Genomic DNA, 20,196 nt, shown 5'->3' on the forward strand with positions numbered 1-20,196 from the left:
TAGATAAGTTGAAATGATATACAAAAAGAAAATAAAAAGAGGTGCAGTTATGACATATCATGTTATTCTTCCGGTTATTATCGCTTTTGCAGTGAGCGCATTATTAGGACCGGTCGTAATTCCTTTTTTAAGAAGATTGAAAGTTGGTCAGACGGAGCGGAAAGAGCTTGAATCCCATCAGAAGAAAATGGGAACCCCTACCATGGGTGGATTGATGATTATCGCAAGTATTATTGTAACCAGTCTGATTTATGTAAAAGATTATCCGAAGATTATTCCGATTCTCTTTATGGTAGTAGGATTTGGCGTAATTGGATTTTTAGATGATTATTTGAAGGTTGTACTGAGACGGTCGGATGGACTGCTTGCATGGCAGAAAATGTTATGCCAGCTTGTAGTGACCACTGTTTTTGTGGTATACATGGTGAAGTTTTCAGATGTTTCCCTTACGATGCTGTTTCCATTTTCCGGTGGAAAATACTGGAATATTGGCTGGCTTGCAATTCCGGTCATGTATTTTGCAGTAATCGGAACTGTAAACGGAGTCAACTTTACCGATGGCTTAGATGGTCTTGCTACCAGCGTAACCATTATCGTAGCAACCTTCTTTACTGTAGTTGCAGTGGGAACCAACAGCGGAATCGAACCGATTACTTGTGCTGTAGTAGGTGCATTGATGGGCTTCCTTCTGTTTAATGTATATCCGGCAAGTGTATTTATGGGAGATACCGGTTCTCTTGCACTGGGTGGATTTGTGGCAGCTACCGCATATATGCTTCAGATGCCAATTTTCCTTCTGATTGTGGGACTGATTTATCTGGTAGAAGTATTATCTGTTATCATTCAGGTAACCTATTTTAAAAAAACAGGTGGAAAGAGAATTTTCCGTATGGCTCCGATTCATCACCACTTTGAATTAGGTGGCTGGTCAGAGACCAGGGTAGTGGCAGTATTTTCAATTGTAACAGCAATCTTATGTCTGGTTGCATTGATTGGATTATAAAGAGACAGGAGTGAATAAAATGGAATTTCAGGAGAAAAATGTACTGGTATTTGGCTCTGGGAAAAGTGGAATTGCTGCAGCAGAGCTGTTAGAAAAACAGAATGCGAATATTTTCGTTTTTGAAGGAAATGAAAAGCAGAGTGTAGCAGAAATCAAAGAAAAATCGGAGAGCTTTGCCAAGGCAGAAATCTATGTGGGCACCCTTCCGGAAGAAGTGATGGATAAACTGGATTTTGTTGTGTTAAGTCCGGGTGTTCCAACCGATTTACCATTGGTAAATGCCATGCGTGATAAGAAAATTACGATTATTGGTGAGATTGAGCTTGCTTATCAGGTGGCAAAAGGAAAAATCCTTGCAATTACAGGAACGAATGGCAAGACGACAACCACTACACTGGTGGGAGAAATTTTATCCAATTACTTTAAGGATGTAAAAGTCGTAGGAAATATTGGAATTCCATATACATCGGTAGCGGCAGATACCACAGAAGAAACGGTAACAGCAGCAGAAATCAGCAGTTTCCAGTTAGAGACAATTGTAGATTTTGCTCCGGATGTATCTGCTATTTTAAATATTACACCGGATCATCTGAACCGTCATCATACCATGGAAAATTATATTAAGGCAAAAGAGGACATTACAAAGAATCAGAAAGCAAACGATGTCTGCGTCTTAAATTATGAGGATGAAGTACTTCGCAAATTTGGGGAATCCTTATCCATGAAAGTGCTCTGGTTTGACAGTAAAAAGCCGGTACAGAATGGATGTTATTTAAATGGTGAGAAGATTATTTATGTCTCTGAGGGCAAAGAGGAAGAAGTCATTGATGTCAATGAGCTAAATATTCTTGGAACCCATAATTATGAAAATGTTATGGCGGCAGTTGCCATGACCATAAGTATCGGAGTACCGATGGATGTCATTGTAAAAACACTGCGTGAGTTCCAGGCAGTAGAGCATAGAATTGAATATGTTACGGAGAAACGTGGCGTAAAATTCTATAACGATTCTAAGGGAACAAACCCGGATGCAGCGATTAAGGGAATTCAGGCAATGAACCGTCCGACACTTCTCATTGGCGGTGGCTATGATAAGCAGTCTGAATATGATGAATGGATAGAAAGCTTCGATGGTAAAGTAAAGAAATTAGTATTAATCGGAGTAACAAAAGAGAAGATTGCAGACTGTGCAAAGAGACATGGATTTACAGAGTATGTATTCGCAGACAGTCTCGAAGAGGCCGTAAATATCTGCTATGACAATGCAGTTTCCGGTGATGCCGTATTATTATCACCGGCATGTGCAAGCTGGGATATGTTTAAAAGCTACGAAGAACGAGGAAGAATATTTAAGGATTTGGTGCGCAATTTAAAGGAGTAGTGATTTATGGGCCGCAGACCGGGAAGAAAATCAGGCACAAAAGAAAAGACAATTAAATATTTTGACTATACACTTTTGTTTGTTATTATTTTCTTAGTGTGTTTTGGTCTGGTTATGCTGTACAGCACCAGTTCTTATAATGCACAGATTGAGTATGGCGATGGAACTCATTATCTAAAGCGGCAGGCATTTGCATGCTGCCTTGGATTTGTTGCCATGTTTGTGATTTCCAAGATTGATTATCATGTGTGGAAGAGACTGTATGGTGTGGCATACATAGGCGCATTTTTACTGTGCGTTTCCGTTATCTTTTTAGGATCGAATGGAAATGGTTCTACCAGATGGTTCCGCCTTGGTCCGCTTTCTTTCCAGCCATCTGAGTTTGCAAAGCTTGCTGTCATTATTTTTCTTGCAACGGTAATCAGCCGCATGCAAAAGAAGATTGGCGATCTGAAGGAACTGATGAAGGTAATGGTTTTACTGCTTCCGCTGGTTGGACCGGTTGCTTATACGAACTTAAGTACCGCGATTATCATTGTGGGTATCGCAGTGGCAATGGCGTTCGTGGCAAGCCCGAAATATGCGCAGTTTGTGGGAATGGCAATCGCAGTATTCGCTTTCGGAGCAGTCTTTATTGTACTGGCAAGCTATCGTGCAGAACGTATCAAAATCTGGCTCCATCCGGAGAATTATGATAAAGGTTATCAGACCATGCAGGGCTTATATGCCATTGGTTCTGGAGGACTTTTTGGAAAAGGACTTGGTGCCAGTATGCAGAAGCTTGGGTTCGTACCGGAAGCGCAGAATGATATGGTATTTTCCATCATCTGTGAGGAGCTTGGATTATTCGGAGCAATCTGCCTGATTTTGCTGTTTATCTTAATGCTGTGGCGTTTTATGGTAATTGCCAATAATGCGAAAGATTTATATGGTGCATTGCTGGTGGTTGGTATTATGGCTCACATTGCCATTCAGGTAATCCTTAATATCGCCGTTGTAACCAACAGTATTCCAAATACCGGTATCACACTTCCTTTTATCAGTTATGGTGGTACTTCGGCATCATTCCTCTTAGCAGAAATGGGACTTGCGTTAAGTGTTTCCAGAGGAATTCAGTTGGAGGGATAGGATATGATACGAGAAGAACGCAGAAAGAAGAGAAGAAGAAAACATATCCTGATTGGATTTCTGACTACACTGTTGATTCTGGCACTGGCAGCACTCATTGTAATCAAGGTATTTACCGTAAAAAATGTCGAAGTAGAAGGCAATAAATTATACAGTGATGAGCAGATTAAGGAATGGGTCTTAAATGATGACTATTCCTGGAATACATTATATGTATATTTTAAATATCGTTTCTTTGATACACAGGAAGTTCCGTTTATTGATACGATGGAGGTGAGTGTCAAATCACCGCATACCCTTCATGTAGAAGTATATGAAAAAGGACTGCTGGGCTACTTATATATGGATTCCCTGGGACAGAATGTCTATTTTGACAAAGATGGCTTTGTAGTGGAAATGTCTACAGATGTCATCGAAGGAGTACCGCAGATTACCGGACTGACTTGTGGGGAAGCAGTACTTTATGAAAAGCTTGACGTAAGCGGAAAAGATACCCTAAAGGATTTGCTGGCAGTAACCCAGACCTTAAAGAAGTATAATCTGGTTCCGGATACCATCAATTATGATGACCAGGGAAATGTAACCCTGCAGTACGGAACGATTACGGTGAATCTTGGACAGGCAACCAGCCTTACGGAAAAAGTAGTTCGTATGGAGAAAATTATGCCAAATCTGGAAGGACTTACAGGCATTCTTCATCTGGAAGACTGGACAGAAGATACCACAGATATTACTTTTGAAAAGACGGCGTAATTTTTTCAAAAAAACAGAAAATATAGGTTGATTATTTTTACGAAAAATTATATGATAGAGTATATGAGTAAATAAAGGCATACTTTTTATGAGAAATCTGTAAAGCAGATTTCTCATAGATTACATATAGAATGAGGGAGAGAAGGAGGAACTACCTTGCTTGAAATTAAAACAACAGAAGCAGAATCCAGTGCTAAAATTATTGTAATTGGTGTTGGTGGTGCAGGTAATAATGCAGTAAATAGAATGATTGATGAAAATATTGGTGGTGTTGAGTTTGTTGGAGTAAATACCGATAAACAGGCATTACTTTTATGTAAAGCACCTACGTTGATTCAGATTGGTGAGAAGCTTACCAAAGGACTTGGAGCAGGAGCACAGCCGGAGGTTGGAGCCAAAGCTGCAGAAGAGAGTATGGAAGAGTTGTCAGCAGCTATTGAAGGTGCAGATATGGTATTCGTAACCTGTGGTATGGGTGGCGGAACCGGTACAGGAGCAGCTCCTGTTGTGGCAAAGATTGCAAAGGATCAGGGAATTCTTACCGTTGGTGTTGTAACTAAGCCGTTTAAATTTGAAGCAAAAGCAAGAATGGTAAATGCTTTAAGCGGTGTTGACAAGCTTCGTGAGAATGTAGATACCTTGATTGTAATTCCAAATGATAAATTATTAGAGATTGTAGACCGCAGAACAACCTTCCCGGATGCATTAAAGAAAGCAGATGAGGTGCTTCAGCAGGCGGTTCAGGGAATCACAGACCTGATTAATATGCCGGCATTGATTAACCTTGACTTCGCAGATGTTCAGACTGTTATGAAGGACAAGGGTCTTGCACATATCGGTATCGGTATGGCTAAGGGTGATGATAAGGCAATTGAGGCAGTCAAACTGGCTGTTACCAGTCCATTGCTTGAGACAACTATCAATGGAGCAAGCCATGTTATTATCAATATTTCCGGTGATATTTCTCTTATGGATGCCAATGATGCAGCAAGCTATGTAGAAGATCTTGCCGGCGATAATGCAAATATTATCTTTGGTGCAAAATATGATGAGACTATGACAGATGCTGCAACGATTACTGTAATTGCAACAGGACTGGAAGAGAATGCAGCAAAAACCACTGCATCTTCTAATCTTATGTCCGGATTGAAATATCCAAATACAGCAGCAACCACCAGACCGGTCATTAATTCCGGACTTGTAAACCGTACTGCTAATGTTACAACCAACAGCAGTTTCGGAGCAACATCTACTCTGGGACAGACTGCTGCACAGCAGCCGGCTCCGGCAGCTTCTCCATTTATTGGAATTACCAAACCAAAGAGACCGGAAAGCACTGTTCATGAGAAGGATATTAAAATTCCGGAGTTCTTAAAGAGTACCAAAAAATAAGAACTATCATTTTGAAAAGGATAGCAATAAAATTATAGTGTAAGAGTAGAAAAGGAATTTGAAGTTCCTGTATGATACGACGCTTAGAACATTTGAAATGTACCAGATACTGGTGACAGCCATTGTTCTAAGCGTTTTTTGCGTTGTCAGGCATCCGTAAGAAGCTGCCGGTGGCAGCTTCTGTAGGTAAGATTTGCAGAGTGCATTACGTTTCTTTTGCAACTTCCCTGCCGGGCAGTCGGATTCTGTCAATGAAATGAAAGAATGGCGGCATCTGTTTTGACAAAATATGCAGAGGAAAGTTTGTATAATGCAGGAAAGGAAGGGAGGTGGCATGTATTTATGAGATATATTTAGATGTTCTTTTTGTCAATAATTTCCTGATGGATATGCTGAATCTGTTCCTGACAGGCATTTTTTTGCGGAATCTCATACATAAGGGCAGGATACTGCTTGCTGCCTTATTTGGAAGTGGTATGGGAGTCATTTGTTTTCTGATGCTTTCATCCTATAGATTGTATCGGCTGATTATGTATGTACCGGTTCCGCTTGGCATGGTTATGATTGCATTTTTTACGAGGAAACATACGACACAAAGAGTCGCTTTTCTGATAAAAAACTGGCTTGGCTGTTTTTTGTTTTCGATTCTGACAGGAGGCTGCATGCAGTGGCTCAATAAGAGCCTTTTTTATGGGCAGCATTTTTATCTGGCAATGGTGCTGACGGCGGGAATTGCTGTGTCAGCATCCATAATATGGCGCAGCAGAAAGGAGAGAAGCCGGCATCTTTATCAGGTGCGTCTTTGCTATCATGAACATGAATTGCTGTTAGAAGCCTATTATGATACCGGAAATCTGCTGATCGACCCCTATGTGGGAAAACCGGTCAGTATCATAGATAAAGAGCTTCTGATGCCGATTTTCCGGGAAGATGAGCCGGTAGTACGACTGTTGCCATTTAGCAGTATGGGAGAGAAAAACGGCTTGGTAGAAGCACTTACCGTAGAAGAACTTTATATTAAAGAAGGAAAAAAAGAGCGGCAGATTTTACAGGCGGTGATTGCACTTGGAAGTCCATCGTTGTTTCAAAAGAAGGAATATCAGATGATTTTAAATTGCCATCTGCTATAGGATGGAATGTGAATAAGAGAGGAAAGAGGAGTTGTAATGTATTTAAAAGTAGATATACCGGAGCATTTTCAGTTTCGCATTGTGCGTAGTTTAAAAGATATGCTGCTTCGTAAGGAGACGGAAATTCACTATATCGGAGGGGCAGAGGTGCTGCCGCCACCGCTTCCGGCGAAAGAGGAAATGGAATGTATCGGACAATTGGTGAAAGAGCAGAGTGAGACTGCAAGAAAGAAATTAATCGAGCATAATCTGAGACTTGTAGTATACATAGCGAAGAAATTTGACAATACGGGAGTAGGAGTGGAGGATTTGATTTCTATTGGAACCATCGGATTAATCAAGGCAATTAATACTTTTAATCCGGAAAAAAATATCAAGCTTGCAACCTATGCCTCCCGATGTATTGAAAATGAAATTCTGATGTATCTGCGTAGAAATAATAAGACGAAATTAGAGGTATCCATTGATGAGCCGTTAAATGTGGACTGGGACGGAAATGAATTATTACTTTCGGATATTTTAGGAACAGATGAAGATGTCATTTACCGGGATATTGAGACTGAGGTTGAAAAGAAGCTTTTGAATAAAGCAATTGAGCATTTAAGCGGCAGGGAGCGGACGATTATTGAACTGCGGTTTGGCATCAATTCGAAAAATGATAATGAACTGACCCAGAAAGAGGTGGCGGATTTATTAGGAATTTCCCAGTCCTATATTTCCAGGCTGGAGAAAAAGATTATGAAACGATTGAAGAAAGAAATTGTGCGATTTGAATAAAAAACGAATAAAATGTATACATTTTTTGTCCAATATGATAAAATGATACTATCATAAGTCCGACAATAAAGAGATGGCGAGGAGATGGTATTATGTTATTGGAGTTTTTAGGGGCTGCACATGAAGTAACTGGAAGTTGTCATTTTCTGCAATGTCAGGATAAGCGGATACTGGTGGATTGTGGTATGGAGCAGGGACCGGATTTATATGTGAATCAGGAGATTCCGGTGAATGCATCTAATATTGATTATGTGTTTGTAACACATGCCCATATCGACCATTCAGGCTTACTTCCATTGCTGTATAGTCATGGATTCCGGGGACAGATATTTGCGACAACAGCAACCAGCGAACTTTGTAATATCATGTTAAAGGACAGTGCACACATCCAGATGTTTGAAGCAGAGTGGAGAAACCGTAAGGCCAGGAGAGCCGGATTACCGGAAGTAGTGCCTCTTTACGATATGGATGATGCACAGGGGGTTTTAGAGCATTTTGTACCATGTGATTACAATAAAATCATTGAAATCTGTGATGGAGTAAAAATCCGGTTTGTAGATGCAGGACATCTTCTTGGTTCATCCAGCATTGAGGTATGGCTGACGGAAGAAGATAAGACTGTGAAAATTGTATTTTCCGGAGATATCGGTCATGGCAATAAGCCATTGATTAAAAATCCGCAGTTTATCGATGAAGCAGATTATGTATTGATTGAATCAACTTATGGTGACCGGATACATGCAGATCCGCCGGATTATGCACCGGAACTTGCGGCAGTAATTAAGCGGACATTTGCAAGAGGTGGTAATCTTGTCATTCCGGCATTTTCTGTAGGCCGTACACAGGAAATGCTATATCATCTGCGACGGATTAAGACAGAACATCTGCTGCCGGAGTTTGAAGATTTTGAGGCTTATATCGACAGCCCGCTGGCTGTGGAGGCAACGAATATTTTCCATAAGAGTGTAGAAGACTGCTTCTCTGATGAGGCAAAGAAATTAGTGGAGCAGGGTATTAATCCGATTGGATTCCCGGGACTGAAAACGTCTGTTACCAGTGATGAATCCAAAATGATTAACTTCAGCAAGAAACCATTGGTTATCATTTCTGCTTCCGGTATGTGTGAGGCTGGCCGTATCCGCCATCATTTAAAACATAATTTGTGGAGACCGGAAAGCACGATTCTGTTTGTAGGATATCAGGTACCTGGAACCTTGGGTCATGCACTTTTGAATGGAGCCAAAGAAGTAAAACTTTTCGGTGAAAATATTCAGGTACATGCAGAAATTTTAAATCTTCCTGGTATCAGTGGCCATGCAGACCGTGATATGCTGACAAAATGGGCATCTGCATTTAAAAATCCACCAAAGCGTGTCTTTGTGGTACATGGTGAGGATAAGGTCTGTGATGAATTTGCAGAGCATCTGCATACGGAATTAGGCTATCAGGCGGTTGCACCATATAGTGGTGATACCTATGACTTATTAGAAAATGTCTGTGTTCATGAAGGAACCCGTGAACTGGTTGAAAAGAAGAAAGACAAACCGGCAAAGGCATCCTCTAATGTGTTTGCAAGACTGCTGGCGGCGGGTCAGAGGCTGCTTAGTGTCATTCAGAAGAATGAAGGTATCCCAAATAAAGATCTTGCGAAATTTGCTGACCAGATTAATTCTCTGGCAGATAAGTGGGACAGATAGGAAGTTGAAAAGGAACTTGGAAATAAAGAAATAGAAAAGTATCATGAAAAGTAACCAGAAAAGACATTCGTATCCGGGAAAATGCCGGTGCGGATGTCTTTTTTTACTCGAGAAACTCGCAAAGCGTGTTTCTCGCTACTTGCTGTCAAGCATTTACAAATGACTATGGAAAAAGAAGAAATATTCCGATATATAAGTGTAAGATAAAATGCAAGGAACAGATTACGAAATCAGGAGGAGATGCGATGGCAGTCAGACTGAATTTATTTTCCAATACGGAGCAGGATACAAAGAAGGTATCTACGGTGGAGGAATTGCCGCAGTATATGCTGAAATGCATTTATGATAATAATGTGGCAGAAGAAAGTGAAGAAGCAAAACAGGAAAAAATGGCGAAAATCAAACGGAAATTAGAGGCTGGAAAGAAGCTGACCAAAGAAGAACTTTCATGGCTTCAAAGAAATGACCCCATTGCATATGCTCATGCGATACGGATTCAGATGATTGCAGAGGAAGTGGAGAACGAGCTGAAAACTGCAAAGAGCAAAGAAGAAGCAAACCGTATTGTATCCACCGCTGTTTCCGGTATATCGGACAATGACCCGGATAAGGAATATATTGTGGCTGCGATAAACAGGGTGTCGGAAGAATTTCATAAATCCGGTGCCTATAGCAGATTGCCGGGAACTCAGGAAAGTGCAGAAAAAAGAAAGCAGAAAAAGGAAAATGGGATTTCTTTCAAGAGAGAGGATGAAAAGGAAGAACTGATGAACTGGAGTCCGTTGCAGGAAGTCATTGAGAAACTACCGACATTTACAGCCGGAGCATAGGATAAAATAAAAATCCGCATATCAGAGTATATCTGGTATGCGGATTTTTTTATGAAATCGTATTAATATCCTAATTCCTCTCCGATGAGAATTACTTTGATTCTTCCCGGAATACCACTTCTTCTGGTGATAACAACCTGATTACAGATACACTCCGGTGAGAGGCAGTCGGCACATGTTCCGGTGAGTGCACATGGCGTTTTCTTGCTAAGGCGGATGCAGTTGGCAGGAGTAGCAGTATTATGTACCCGGTCAAGAGCGTCGTCAACTGTTTTTACAACCTTATTCATACCGGCCATAACGATGACTTCCTTCGGGCCATAGATGAGTGCTGCAACCCGGTTGCCATTTCCGTCAATATTGACAAGCTGCCCGTCAGAAGTGATTGCATTGGAACTCATAAAATAATAATCTGCATTCAGACACTGATGATAAATTGCAGTTGTTTCTTCCGCTGTGGCAGCTTTGCTTCTGTCATAAAGTGTGATGTCAGTCTTATTTTGCAGAGCAGCCATCATACCACTTTCGGTTAAAGTCATGGAACCGCCAAAACCAACGGTTGCCTGTGTCGGCAGCATGGAAGTGGCAAGTGCAACGGCTTCTTCTTTGGTGGCACAGTAATATGCGTCAATCTGTCTTTTCTTGAATTTTTCAATCATGGACGTAGCGAGTGTTTCATAAAATTGTTTCTTTGGATTCATAAAGATACCTCCTTGATGCGTAAGTGTATGGTGAGAAAAATTCTTAATATACACCATACAAAATATATTACATCATAGGATGGGGATTTGGCAATCCGAAAAGTCAGATAGATTGTTTCATTGACAAAAAACATAAATGAGCACAAAATGGGTACAAATAAAGGATAAAAGATACATGTAAGAAAAGAGGAACCAAATGCAAAATAAAATTACAATAGAAGAATGCCAGAAATTATTAGAGCAGAATCCCTTTGGAAGTCTGCTGCAGATGAAGATAACAGAGGCAGAACTTGGAAGGGTAAAGGCAGAACTGCCATTCAAAAAAGAGTTTACAAATATCTATGGAGATTTGCACGGCGGAGTACTGTATTCGGCAGTGGATACCATATGCGGAATTGCGGCAGGAACCTATGGATATTATGTGACTACTGTGGACGGACAGATCCGCTATTTAAAAGCGGCGCGTGCAACAGAATATGTTACATGCACCGCCAAAGTGGTAAAACCCGGAAGGAACCTCACAGTAGTAGCATTTGAAATTACAGATGCCAATGGAATGCTTTTAAATACCGGTGATTTTACCTTTTATAATCTGAAAGAAAAAGAGATTTTATAAATTTTCATTTTTTAATGCATCCATGATATTTTCAGAAGAAAGCTTACGCATGGAATAAATCATGGTTGCAGCAACGACGACAAACACACTGCCAATGGCAATGACAAAGCTATACCATGGGATAAAGAATCCAAAGTCGATTCCATCACTGACTGCCCGATAAATAAGCCAGGTGATTCCAATAGAAGCCGGAAGTCCGTAAAGGAGTCCTTTGCAGCCATAGAGCAGACATTCAAACTGCATCATTTTGCGGAAACCCTTCGGAGAAAGACCGATGGACTTTAACATGGCAAATTCACGTTTTCGTAAAATAATATTGGTAGAAATCGTGTTAAATACATTGGCTGCCGCTATCAGGGAAATTAGTGTAATAAATCCATAGGAAAAAATATTGATAACGGTAATCATGGCACGCTCATTTTCAATGGAATCCATATAATCATAGATATCAGCAGAAATATTTTCGTTGTCAAAGAGTGTATTTAAGTCGGTCTGTACCTGTTTGTGATTATCTGTTTTTATATAGTATGAATTTTCCAGTGAACTATCCGGGTTCTGGCTGAGTGCCTGCCAGAGAGCATCCTTACAGGAATATGGAAAAATAAATTTCGCATTATCGGAAGGAGCACTGACACCGAAAGGAATGGTATCACTGAAAGCACCAGCGGTGACGGTGCAGGTATTTTTCACATCTTCGTCTAAAGCGGATAATACAATATCCTGCGAAGAAGGATTGGCGAAAATATTAATGTCATAGTATTTGTCATTGAATACATGAAGCCGGTCAATCAATACACCCGTTGGATGATCAGAATTCTGATAATCGGAAGGATTTTCCCCGATTTCTTTTAAATAATCTTCAAATAAATGATCCTCCACGAAATAAATCAAAGTGGTAAGCTCACAGGAGTCATCTGCCAGGAGTGTATTGCTGTAATAAGCCTGTTCATAATCAGAATAGAAACTTTCAAATTCTTTCGAACAGTCTTCTTTGGCTACAGTAAAGCAGGCAGCGAAGCTGGCACCGTAAGAAGCCTTATCTACACCATCTAAAGCGCGGATTTTTGTTAAAAGCGTATCCGGGTCATAGTTATTTTCGGAATATATCGTGCAGGAAAGTTCATAGCCGTTTCCGTTATAAATGCTGCCGGCGGAACGTGTCAGATAAGCACAAAAGCTGCTGGCAGAAATAAACAGTACAATACTTAAGAAAAGAGAGATAACAGTAGCACGGTATTTGCTGCGGCTTCGTTTATAGTTTTTGGCAGCAAGCATTCCTTCAAAGCCAAATAATTTTTCTGTAAGTGGAAATGTATGCACTTTTTTGGAACGGATGTTAATATCACTGGTCTGTCGGATGGCTTCTAAGGCAGATAACTTCATGGATTTCCGTGCCGGCAGGTAAGCAGAAATCAATACCGTAATAAAAGCGAGGGTGACGGCAATCACAATTCCGGCAACGGATGGCTGCAGGGTCAGGTGCAGTGTGGTGTCACTTCGGTACAGTATGGCAAGAGTATCACCAGTGAAATAGAAGGTAATGCCAATCCCAACTAAACCGAAGAAGATTCCAAGCGGAATACCGATAAGACACAGGAAAGCCGCTTCAAACAGGATGCTGTGAATCATCTGGTGTCTGGTTGCACCAAGGGATGAAAGCAGACCAAATTGTCTGGTTCTTTCGCTGATAGAAATGGAAAATGCATTATAAATCAGTGAGATAGACCCAAGTACGATAATTGCAATCAAAATAACCGCAAGACTGGTGACGGTGCGGTTTAAGGAATCCTCCATGGATGCTCCGTCAAGCCGCAGTAAATCATAGTTCATGGTATAAGAATATGGTGCATTCTGCTCTAAAAAACTGGATACATCCTTGCTGTTATGAAGACAGAAGTAAATATCCTGATAGGATGTCCGGGCAGAAGAGAGAGTCAGTGCTGTATAACCCGGAGCCTGAAAGCTTTCAAAGGAAGGTCTGCTGTAAAAACCTACTACCTGATAGGTTTTTGACTCCGTATTTGTAATGGATTCTAATGGAATCACTTTTCCGTCTTTGGATTTTTCTGACTTATTACCAAGCAGTGAAGTGTTATTATCTAAAATAGAACCATCTTCATCCACACGTTCCCCAACATCCAGGGTAATTTCATCGTTTAAGCTATAAGCAATGCCACCGTCATAGGTAAGGTGCTCAGGAAGCAGAAGCTCAGAATCGTTTTCCGGCATCCGTCCTTTCGTGATGTGTACCGGAAGAAGAGTAGTAACATCATCCGTTACACCACAGATATAAAGGTATGGTTTGTATTGGTTAGCAGAATCGGTAAGATTGGCATATCCAATATATTTTAAAGAAACAGAAGAGTCGATTTCATCATGGGAGAGAAAATCTTTTGACTCTGATTGGGTGACACGAAAAGCGGCACCCTGCCAGCTTCCTTCGGTATCAATGGTATATTCCTTCATAAATGCATGAAGAGAGCTGATGCTGCTGGTAACTGCGGTAAACATGGCAGTAGAAAGAATAATTCCGATAATCGTGACGATGGTACGGGTTTTATTCTTCTTTAAGTTGGTGAGTGTGATTTTGTGGAAGATATTCATGCACGAATCACCTCATCCCGTGTAATTTTGCCGTCTTCAATGGCAATGATGCGGTCTGCCTGAAGGGCAATGTTTTCATCATGGGTAATGACAATTAAGGTCTGGTTAAATTTCTGGTTGGAATATTTTAAGAGTTCCACAATTTCCTGGCTGTTTTTGGAATCTAAGTTTCCGGTAGGCTCATCGGCTAAAACCACAGCAGGAGCGTTCATTAAAGCACGGCCGATGGAGACACGCTGCTGCTGACCACCGGAAAGCTGGTTTGGAAGATGATTTTCCCGCCCTTTTAAAGAGAGAATTTCCAGCAGCTCATTTAAATGCTCTTTGTTGACCGGGCGTCCATCCATGCGGACAGGAAGTGTCATATTTTCAATGACATTCAGTACCGGAATCAGATTATAGAACTGATAAATCAGCCCGACCTGCCGTCTGCGGAAGATGGCAAGCTGTTCCTCCTTTTGCGCGTAGACATCGGTGCCCTCCATATAGACTTTGCCGGAGGTTGGTGTATCGACACCGCCTAAAATGTGAAGCAGTGTGGATTTGCCGGAACCGGATGGCCCGATGATAGCGAGAAATTCGCCTTTGTTGACAGAAAAAGAAACGTGGTCTAGGGCAACCACCTGATTTTCTCCTGTTCCATAGATTTTGGTAAGATTTTCAGCTCGTAAGATTTCCATAAGTAACTCCTTTCCATTTGATGCGATTCTAATGAGAAGTATAAGCATCCCGGATGACAGGAGCATGACTTTTCAGTGACAGTTCTGTCACTTTTTATAGAATTTCAGGATAAAACGTGCACCGCCTTCTTTACGGTTTTCTGCTTTTAAGGTTCCGTTTTCTTTGGAAACAATCATACGGGAGAGGGAAAGACCGATGCCAATGCTCTGGCCGGTGGCATTTTTTCCTTTGTAAAAGCGTTCAAAAAGATGCGGAATATCTTCTGGCAGAAAACCACTTCCATTATCTTCAATCACGATAGAAACATAGATTGGATTGTCGGTAACCGTAACATCAATCCTGCCACCGGAAGGCGTGTGCTCCATGCAGTTCTTTAAGATATTTCCAAGGGCTTCAGCCGTCCATCGTAAATCCGTAGAAAAAGAAAAATCCTTCGGCTCTATGGTTTCATGATACTGGATGTCGCGAAGCTCTAGTGGAATGAGCAAAGGTGCAGCCGCAGCGGAGAGCAGTTCTTTGACAGAGGTTTTGGTCTGGTGAAAAGTAATGGTTCCTGCGTCCATGGAAGATAATTTCAGCAAAGTTTCAATGAGCCAGTCCATCCGGTCAATTAGCATGGATAATTCCCGCAGGGATTCCCTTCGCTTCTCATCGGAAAGAGCAGGCTCTTTTAAGAGAGTCAGCAAAAGGCGGATGGAAGTAAGGGGAGAGCGGAGCTGATGGGAAATATCAGCCATGGCATCCGCAAGATATTTTTTATCGTTTTCAAGAGCCTGATTCTGTTCCGCAAGGCGTCTGGTCAGCTTGGCAAGCTCATTTTGTAAAATTGCAAGTTCTCCTTCCATATAGTCGCTGAAATCACCACTGCTGTTACTGTGCAGCATCGCATCTAACTGCTGGCTTAAGGATTCCACTTTCCGGTATCGCTTTTTGGTGAAAATCATAAAAATAAGAATGAAAATAAGTGATGCAAAAAGGATGATTACACCACAGATGATATCAAAATAAAATCCGATGCCTGCAAAGATAAAGCATACAAGCAGTTGCAGAAACAGGCATTTTTTGATTTCGGGATTGCGTAAAAATTTCATAAAGACTCCTTTGGGAAAATACATTTTCTTCGGTTATTATGGTACTCAAATTTATGACAGGCGTTTTCTGCAGTTCAATTAGTCACCAAGCTTATAGCCCAGTCCGCGGATGGTTTTGATATATTCCGGGTGTGCCGGGTCGGCTTCGATTTTTTCCCGGAGCCTTTTGATGTAGACGGTAAGGGTATTATCATTTACAAATTCCCCTGCCATATCCCAAAGTTCATCTAAGAGCCGGCTTCGTGTAAGGACAATGCCTTGGTTGGAAAGAAAGAGTAAAAGCAGCCGGTATTCCAAAGCAGAAAGCGTCAGTTCCACATTATTCTTATAGACCAGTCCACGTACGGTATCAGCTTTCAGTTCATGATATTCCAACGGCTGGCTGCCGCGGTGACAGCGGCGGAGAACACTGTTCATTCTGGAAATCAGTTCTCTCGGCCGGAAGGGCTTGGAAATATAATCGTCGGCACCAAGGTCAAGTCCGGCAACCACACTATATTCATCATCCGATGCTGTCAGAAAAATGACAGGAATATCAGAGTTTGCCTTGATGGCACTGCACAAAGAAAATCCGCTTCCATCCGGCAGGGAGACATCAAGCAGCGCTAAGTCAAAGTGATACTGCCCGGAATCTAATAAATCGATGGTTTCCTTATGGTTATTCGCAGAAGTAACCTGAAAACCCTCCTGATTCAGGAAAGTGCGTAAACTGGAAACAATACTTGTATCGTCATCTACAAGAAGTACATATGTCATGTTTTCTTCTCCTTACAATTAATTTATAGAAGGCACGGATTGACAACGGGAGCACTTGCTAAAATAATTCTATTATCCAAAGGATATTTGTTTTGGATATAAAATACCGTAGTTCTAAGCTGCATATTTTGCTTTTGCCTGTAAAAACCGTCTTTCCAATGTTTGACAGTCTATCTGTACCGTCCGTCGAAGTACGGATGCCTAAGAAGGGCTGTTAGGGGCACTTGGAATTTCGTCCGGCAACAGGCAACGCTGGCACATGGACGTGCCAGCGAGGTGCATATGAACATGGATGTGAATTTGCACCGGTTGCCGGACAAAATATTTTGCCTGCCGAAATTCCTAGTGCCCCTTACAGGTCTTATACCGCATCCGCACCCGGCGGACAGTGCAGATATCCGGTCAAAGCAAGCGGAAAGACAGTTTATCATCAAGCAAAACATGCAGCTAAGAACAACTGGCATTTTCCATCCCATAAACAAATATCCTCCGGATAACCGAAATTATTTTATGCAGGCAGCTTTTTCAATCCGCCACGTTTATAAAAGTCATTGTAGCATAAAGAAACTTGCATTTGCAAAAGAAACAGTATAAGATGGACAGTTGTGATGAAAAATAAGCTGGTAAAGGCAAGAGGGATAGACAGATGAAGCAGAATTTAAAGAAAATGATTTCTTATTATAAACCATATCTTGGCGTATTTTTTACCGATATGTTTTTTGCACTGTTAGCAGCAGTGGCGGCACTGGTGATTCCGCTGATTGTGCGTTATATCACTTCAACAGTGGTATATTTGCCGGAGCAGGATGCAGTAAAGACAATCGGAAAGCTTGCTTTGTTTATGGTGGCGTTGGTAGCCATTCAGTGTTACAGCAATTATTATATTTCTAATAATGGTCATGTAATGGGTGCAAAAATAGAATATGATATGCGGGCAGAAATATTTGCACATTATCAGAAATTGTCTTTTGCATTTTATGATAATCAGAAGGTCGGACAACTGATGGCACGGATTACCACAGACCTTTTTGATATCAGTGAACTGCTGCACCATGGACCGGAAAATATCGTGATTTCCCTGATTAAGATAATTGGTGCATTTGCTATTATGATGGGAATCAGTCCGAAGCTTACAGTGGCGGCATTTGCACTGGTACCGTTTATGATAGCGTATGCATATTTCTTTAATAAGCGTATGAAAAAGGCGTTCCGGCAGAACCGTATTAAGATAGCGGATATCAACAGCCAGATTGAGGACAACCTTTCCGGTATCCGCGTAGTAAAATCCTTTGCTAATGAAGAAGTCGAGCAGGAAAAATTCAGCCGCGGAAACAAAGGTTTCTTAGATGCCAAGAAGAACAGTTATCTCTTTATGGGCGGCTATCAGGCGGGACTGACTGCATTTACCACGTTGATTACCGTAGTAGTGGTGATTGCCGGAGCACTGTGGATTCCGGGCGGCAGTGTGAGTATTACAGATTTGATTACGTTTCTTTTATACATCAATGTATTTACCGAGCCGGTTAAGACACTGATTGATTTTACCGAGCAGTTCCAGAATGGATATTCCGGCTTTGAACGTTTTATGGAGATTCTTTCCATTGAACCGGATATTTCGGATGAGGAAAATGCCATTGACATGGAAAATGTGCGGGGAGAAGTAGAATTTCAGGATGTTTCCTTCCGGTATGAAGAACATTTAAGCCGCGTTTTAAGGCATATAAATCTGAAAGTTCCGGCAGGAAGCTATGTGGCACTGGTGGGAACTTCAGGTGCCGGAAAGACAACCCTTTGCAGCCTGATACCAAGATTTTATGATGTGTCAGAGGGCAGAATTTTAATTGATGGCTGTGATATCCGCCACTATAAATTAAAAAGTTTAAGAGACCACATTGGCATTGTCCAGCAGGATGTTTATTTGTTTGCCGGAACTATTTTTGAAAATATTGCTTATGGCAAACCGGATGCGACAAGGCAAGAAGTCATTGAGGCAGCAAAGAATGCCAATGCCCATGAATTTATTTTATCACTGCCGGATGGTTATGATACAGATATCGGACAGCGGGGTGTAAAACTTTCCGGCGGTCAGAAACAGCGGCTCTCCATTGCTCGGGTATTTTTAAAGAATCCACCGATTCTTATTTTTGATGAAGCAACATCGGCACTGGATAATGAAAGTGAAAAAGTGGTACAGGAATCGCTTGAGAAACTGGCGAAGAACCGGACAACATTTGTAATTGCCCACAGGCTTTCTACGATAGAAAATGCAGGGCGTATTCTGGTGCTGACTGAGCAGGGAATCGAAGAAGAGGGCACCCATGAGGAGCTGCTTGCACGGAATGGAATTTATGCAGGGCTTTATCATACCCATTGATATTGAGAAAAGCTATTTATAAAATTTGTATGAAGTTCACGCGGTTTGCTTGAGAAATTTTACTTTTTCTGCTATATTGCAATAGGTAGACAAATCAATTCAGTGTGAAATACACTTTAATTATTAGAAAGAAGGATGTTAAAATGACAAAAATTGATATTATTTCAGGCTTCTTAGGAGCTGGAAAGACCACATTTATCAAGAAAATGATAGAAGAGGCTTTTGTTGGTGAGAAGCTGGTACTGATTGAAAATGAATTTGGTGAAGTCGGTATCGACGGCGGATTCTTAAAGGATTCCGGCATTGAGATTACCGAGATGAACTCAGGATGTATCTGCTGTTCCCTGGTAGGAGATTTTGGAAAGAACTTAAATGAAGTAATAACTAAATTCCATCCGGACCGTATCTTAATCGAGCCGTCAGGAGTTGGTAAACTTTCTGACGTAATGAAATCTGTTATTGATGTGGAAAAAGAGCAGGATGTGAAATTAAATGCACTGGTTACAGTTGTAAATGCAAAGAAAGCATCCAAACAGATGAAAGCCTTTGGCGAATTCTTCAATAACCAGATTGAATTTGCAACAACAATCGTATTAAGCAGAACCCAGAGCACAACACCGGAGCAGTTAGAGCTTTGCGTAAAACAGATGCAGGAATTAAATGGCAAGGCTGCAATCATTACAACTCCTTGGGATGCCATCAAAGGTGAGCAGATTCTCAAAGTTATGGAAGGACAGGATTCTCTTGAGATGAAACTTCTTGCAGAGGCACATCATAAAGCAGAAGAGGAAGAACATGAGCACCATCATGACCATGACCACGAAGACCATGACCACGACCACGAAGAGCATGAGCACCATCATGACCATGACCACGAGGAGCATGAACACCATCACGATCACGACCATGAGGAGCATGAACATCATCATGAGCATGGCGAGAACTGCACCTGCGGATGCCATGACCATGACCACGAACATCATCATCACCATCATGCAGATGAGGTATTTACAAGCTGGGGCAAAGAGACTCCGCATAAATTTACCCGTGAGAAGATTGAGGAGGTATTAAAGACCTTATCTGAGAGCGAAGAGTATGGTATGATTCTCCGCGCAAAAGGAATGGTAGAGGATGTCAATGGTTCCTGGATTTACTTTGATATGGTTCCGGGCGAGTATGAATTAAGAGACGGAGAGCCGGATTACACCGGAAGACTCTGTGTCATCGGTTCTAAGATTGACGAACACAAGATTGAAGAATTATTCGGCATTGCATAATGCCC

General features: G+C 41.4%; 18 protein-coding genes. 13 read left to right on the plus strand and 5 right to left on the minus strand.

Annotation, left to right across the window (positions count from 1 at the left end; translation table 11 throughout):
• The first annotated feature begins 49 nt into the window (after window positions 1–49).
• From mraY to DWY37_RS00305, 9 genes are all read left to right on the plus strand, one after another.
• A complete protein-coding gene (gene mraY, locus DWY37_RS00265) occupies window positions 50–1,003 on the plus strand; it encodes a phospho-N-acetylmuramoyl-pentapeptide-transferase (RefSeq protein ID WP_118542025.1) in 954 nt (317 codons plus the stop codon).
• A gap of 19 nt (window positions 1,004–1,022) precedes the next feature.
• Window positions 1,023–2,384 (plus strand): UDP-N-acetylmuramoyl-L-alanine--D-glutamate ligase, encoded by a 1,362-nt coding sequence (murD, locus tag DWY37_RS00270; RefSeq protein WP_117698313.1) that lies wholly within the window; start codon window positions 1,023–1,025, stop codon window positions 2,382–2,384.
• A 6-nt stretch (window positions 2,385–2,390) separates the two neighbouring features.
• Window positions 2,391–3,512 carry a putative lipid II flippase FtsW gene (gene ftsW, locus DWY37_RS00275; RefSeq protein ID WP_117698312.1) on the plus strand — a complete coding sequence of 374 codons (1,122 nt, stop codon included), beginning with the start codon at window positions 2,391–2,393 and terminating at the stop codon, window positions 3,510–3,512.
• Between the two features lie 3 nt (window positions 3,513–3,515).
• On the plus strand, window positions 3,516–4,265 hold the full coding sequence (locus DWY37_RS00280; protein WP_117698311.1) for a cell division protein FtsQ/DivIB: 750 nt from the start codon (window positions 3,516–3,518) through the stop codon (window positions 4,263–4,265).
• Window positions 4,266–4,421: 156 nt separating this feature from the next.
• Window positions 4,422–5,657: a cell division protein FtsZ gene (gene ftsZ, locus DWY37_RS00285; RefSeq protein ID WP_022243364.1), complete on the plus strand. Its 1,236-nt coding sequence runs from the start codon at window positions 4,422–4,424 to the stop codon at window positions 5,655–5,657.
• A 329-nt stretch (window positions 5,658–5,986) separates the two neighbouring features.
• Window positions 5,987–6,787 (plus strand): sigma-E processing peptidase SpoIIGA, encoded by an 801-nt coding sequence (locus DWY37_RS00290; RefSeq protein ID WP_117698310.1) that lies wholly within the window; start codon window positions 5,987–5,989, stop codon window positions 6,785–6,787.
• A 36-nt stretch (window positions 6,788–6,823) separates the two neighbouring features.
• Window positions 6,824–7,564 (plus strand): RNA polymerase sporulation sigma factor SigE, encoded by a 741-nt coding sequence (sigE, locus tag DWY37_RS00295; protein ID WP_022243362.1) that lies wholly within the window; start codon window positions 6,824–6,826, stop codon window positions 7,562–7,564.
• A gap of 92 nt (window positions 7,565–7,656) precedes the next feature.
• Window positions 7,657–9,261 carry an MBL fold metallo-hydrolase RNA specificity domain-containing protein gene (locus DWY37_RS00300; RefSeq protein ID WP_117698309.1) on the plus strand — a complete coding sequence of 535 codons (1,605 nt, stop codon included), beginning with the start codon at window positions 7,657–7,659 and terminating at the stop codon, window positions 9,259–9,261.
• 245 nt (window positions 9,262–9,506) lie between these two features.
• Window positions 9,507–10,091 (plus strand): hypothetical protein, encoded by a 585-nt coding sequence (locus tag DWY37_RS00305; protein WP_118542023.1) that lies wholly within the window; start codon window positions 9,507–9,509, stop codon window positions 10,089–10,091.
• 62 nt (window positions 10,092–10,153) lie between these two features.
• Here the strand turns inward: DWY37_RS00305 and DWY37_RS00310 are convergent, their stop codons facing one another.
• Window positions 10,154–10,792: a lactate utilization protein gene (locus tag DWY37_RS00310; RefSeq protein WP_118542021.1), complete on the minus strand. Its 639-nt coding sequence runs from the start codon at window positions 10,790–10,792 to the stop codon at window positions 10,154–10,156.
• 196 nt (window positions 10,793–10,988) lie between these two features.
• On the opposite strand from DWY37_RS00310, the gene DWY37_RS00315 reads away from it, so the two are divergent.
• Window positions 10,989–11,408: a PaaI family thioesterase gene (locus DWY37_RS00315; protein WP_117698306.1), complete on the plus strand. Its 420-nt coding sequence runs from the start codon at window positions 10,989–10,991 to the stop codon at window positions 11,406–11,408.
• On the opposite strand, the gene DWY37_RS00320 is transcribed toward DWY37_RS00315, so the two are convergent.
• The 4 genes from DWY37_RS00320 to DWY37_RS00335 form a co-directional block, all read right to left on the minus strand.
• Entirely contained in the window at window positions 11,403–14,012 is a 2,610-nt protein-coding gene (locus DWY37_RS00320) for an ABC transporter permease (protein WP_118544405.1), read from the minus strand. The two genes, DWY37_RS00315 and DWY37_RS00320, sit on opposite strands and share 6 nt — an antisense overlap.
• Window positions 14,009–14,692: an ABC transporter ATP-binding protein gene (locus tag DWY37_RS00325; RefSeq protein ID WP_117698304.1), complete on the minus strand. Its 684-nt coding sequence runs from the start codon at window positions 14,690–14,692 to the stop codon at window positions 14,009–14,011. Before DWY37_RS00325 ends, DWY37_RS00320 begins: the two co-directional genes overlap by 4 nt.
• Before the next feature lie 87 nt (window positions 14,693–14,779).
• The gene (locus DWY37_RS00330; RefSeq protein ID WP_158575646.1) at window positions 14,780–15,784 is read right to left on the minus strand and encodes a sensor histidine kinase; all 1,005 of its coding nucleotides are present in this window, start codon (window positions 15,782–15,784) and stop codon (window positions 14,780–14,782) included.
• A 78-nt stretch (window positions 15,785–15,862) separates the two neighbouring features.
• Entirely contained in the window at window positions 15,863–16,540 is a 678-nt protein-coding gene (locus DWY37_RS00335) for a response regulator transcription factor (protein ID WP_118542013.1), read from the minus strand.
• Window positions 16,541–16,828: 288 nt separating this feature from the next.
• Between DWY37_RS00335 and DWY37_RS00340 the strand changes: the two genes are divergently transcribed.
• From DWY37_RS00340 to DWY37_RS00350, 3 genes are all read left to right on the plus strand, one after another.
• Window positions 16,829–17,134: a hypothetical protein gene (locus DWY37_RS00340; protein ID WP_117947029.1), complete on the plus strand. Its 306-nt coding sequence runs from the start codon at window positions 16,829–16,831 to the stop codon at window positions 17,132–17,134.
• A gap of 52 nt (window positions 17,135–17,186) precedes the next feature.
• Complete coding sequence (locus DWY37_RS00345; RefSeq protein ID WP_118542011.1) at window positions 17,187–18,914, plus strand: ABC transporter ATP-binding protein; 1,728 nt, start codon at window positions 17,187–17,189, stop codon at window positions 18,912–18,914.
• A gap of 143 nt (window positions 18,915–19,057) precedes the next feature.
• Window positions 19,058–20,191, plus strand: a complete 1,134-nt coding sequence (locus DWY37_RS00350) for a CobW family GTP-binding protein (protein ID WP_118542009.1) — start codon at window positions 19,058–19,060, stop codon at window positions 20,189–20,191.
• Window positions 20,192–20,196 lie beyond the last annotated feature (5 nt).

This window comes from Roseburia sp. AF25-13LB (genome assembly GCF_003478915.1).
Lineage (GTDB): Bacteria > Bacillota > Clostridia > Lachnospirales > Lachnospiraceae > Roseburia_C > Roseburia_C amylophila.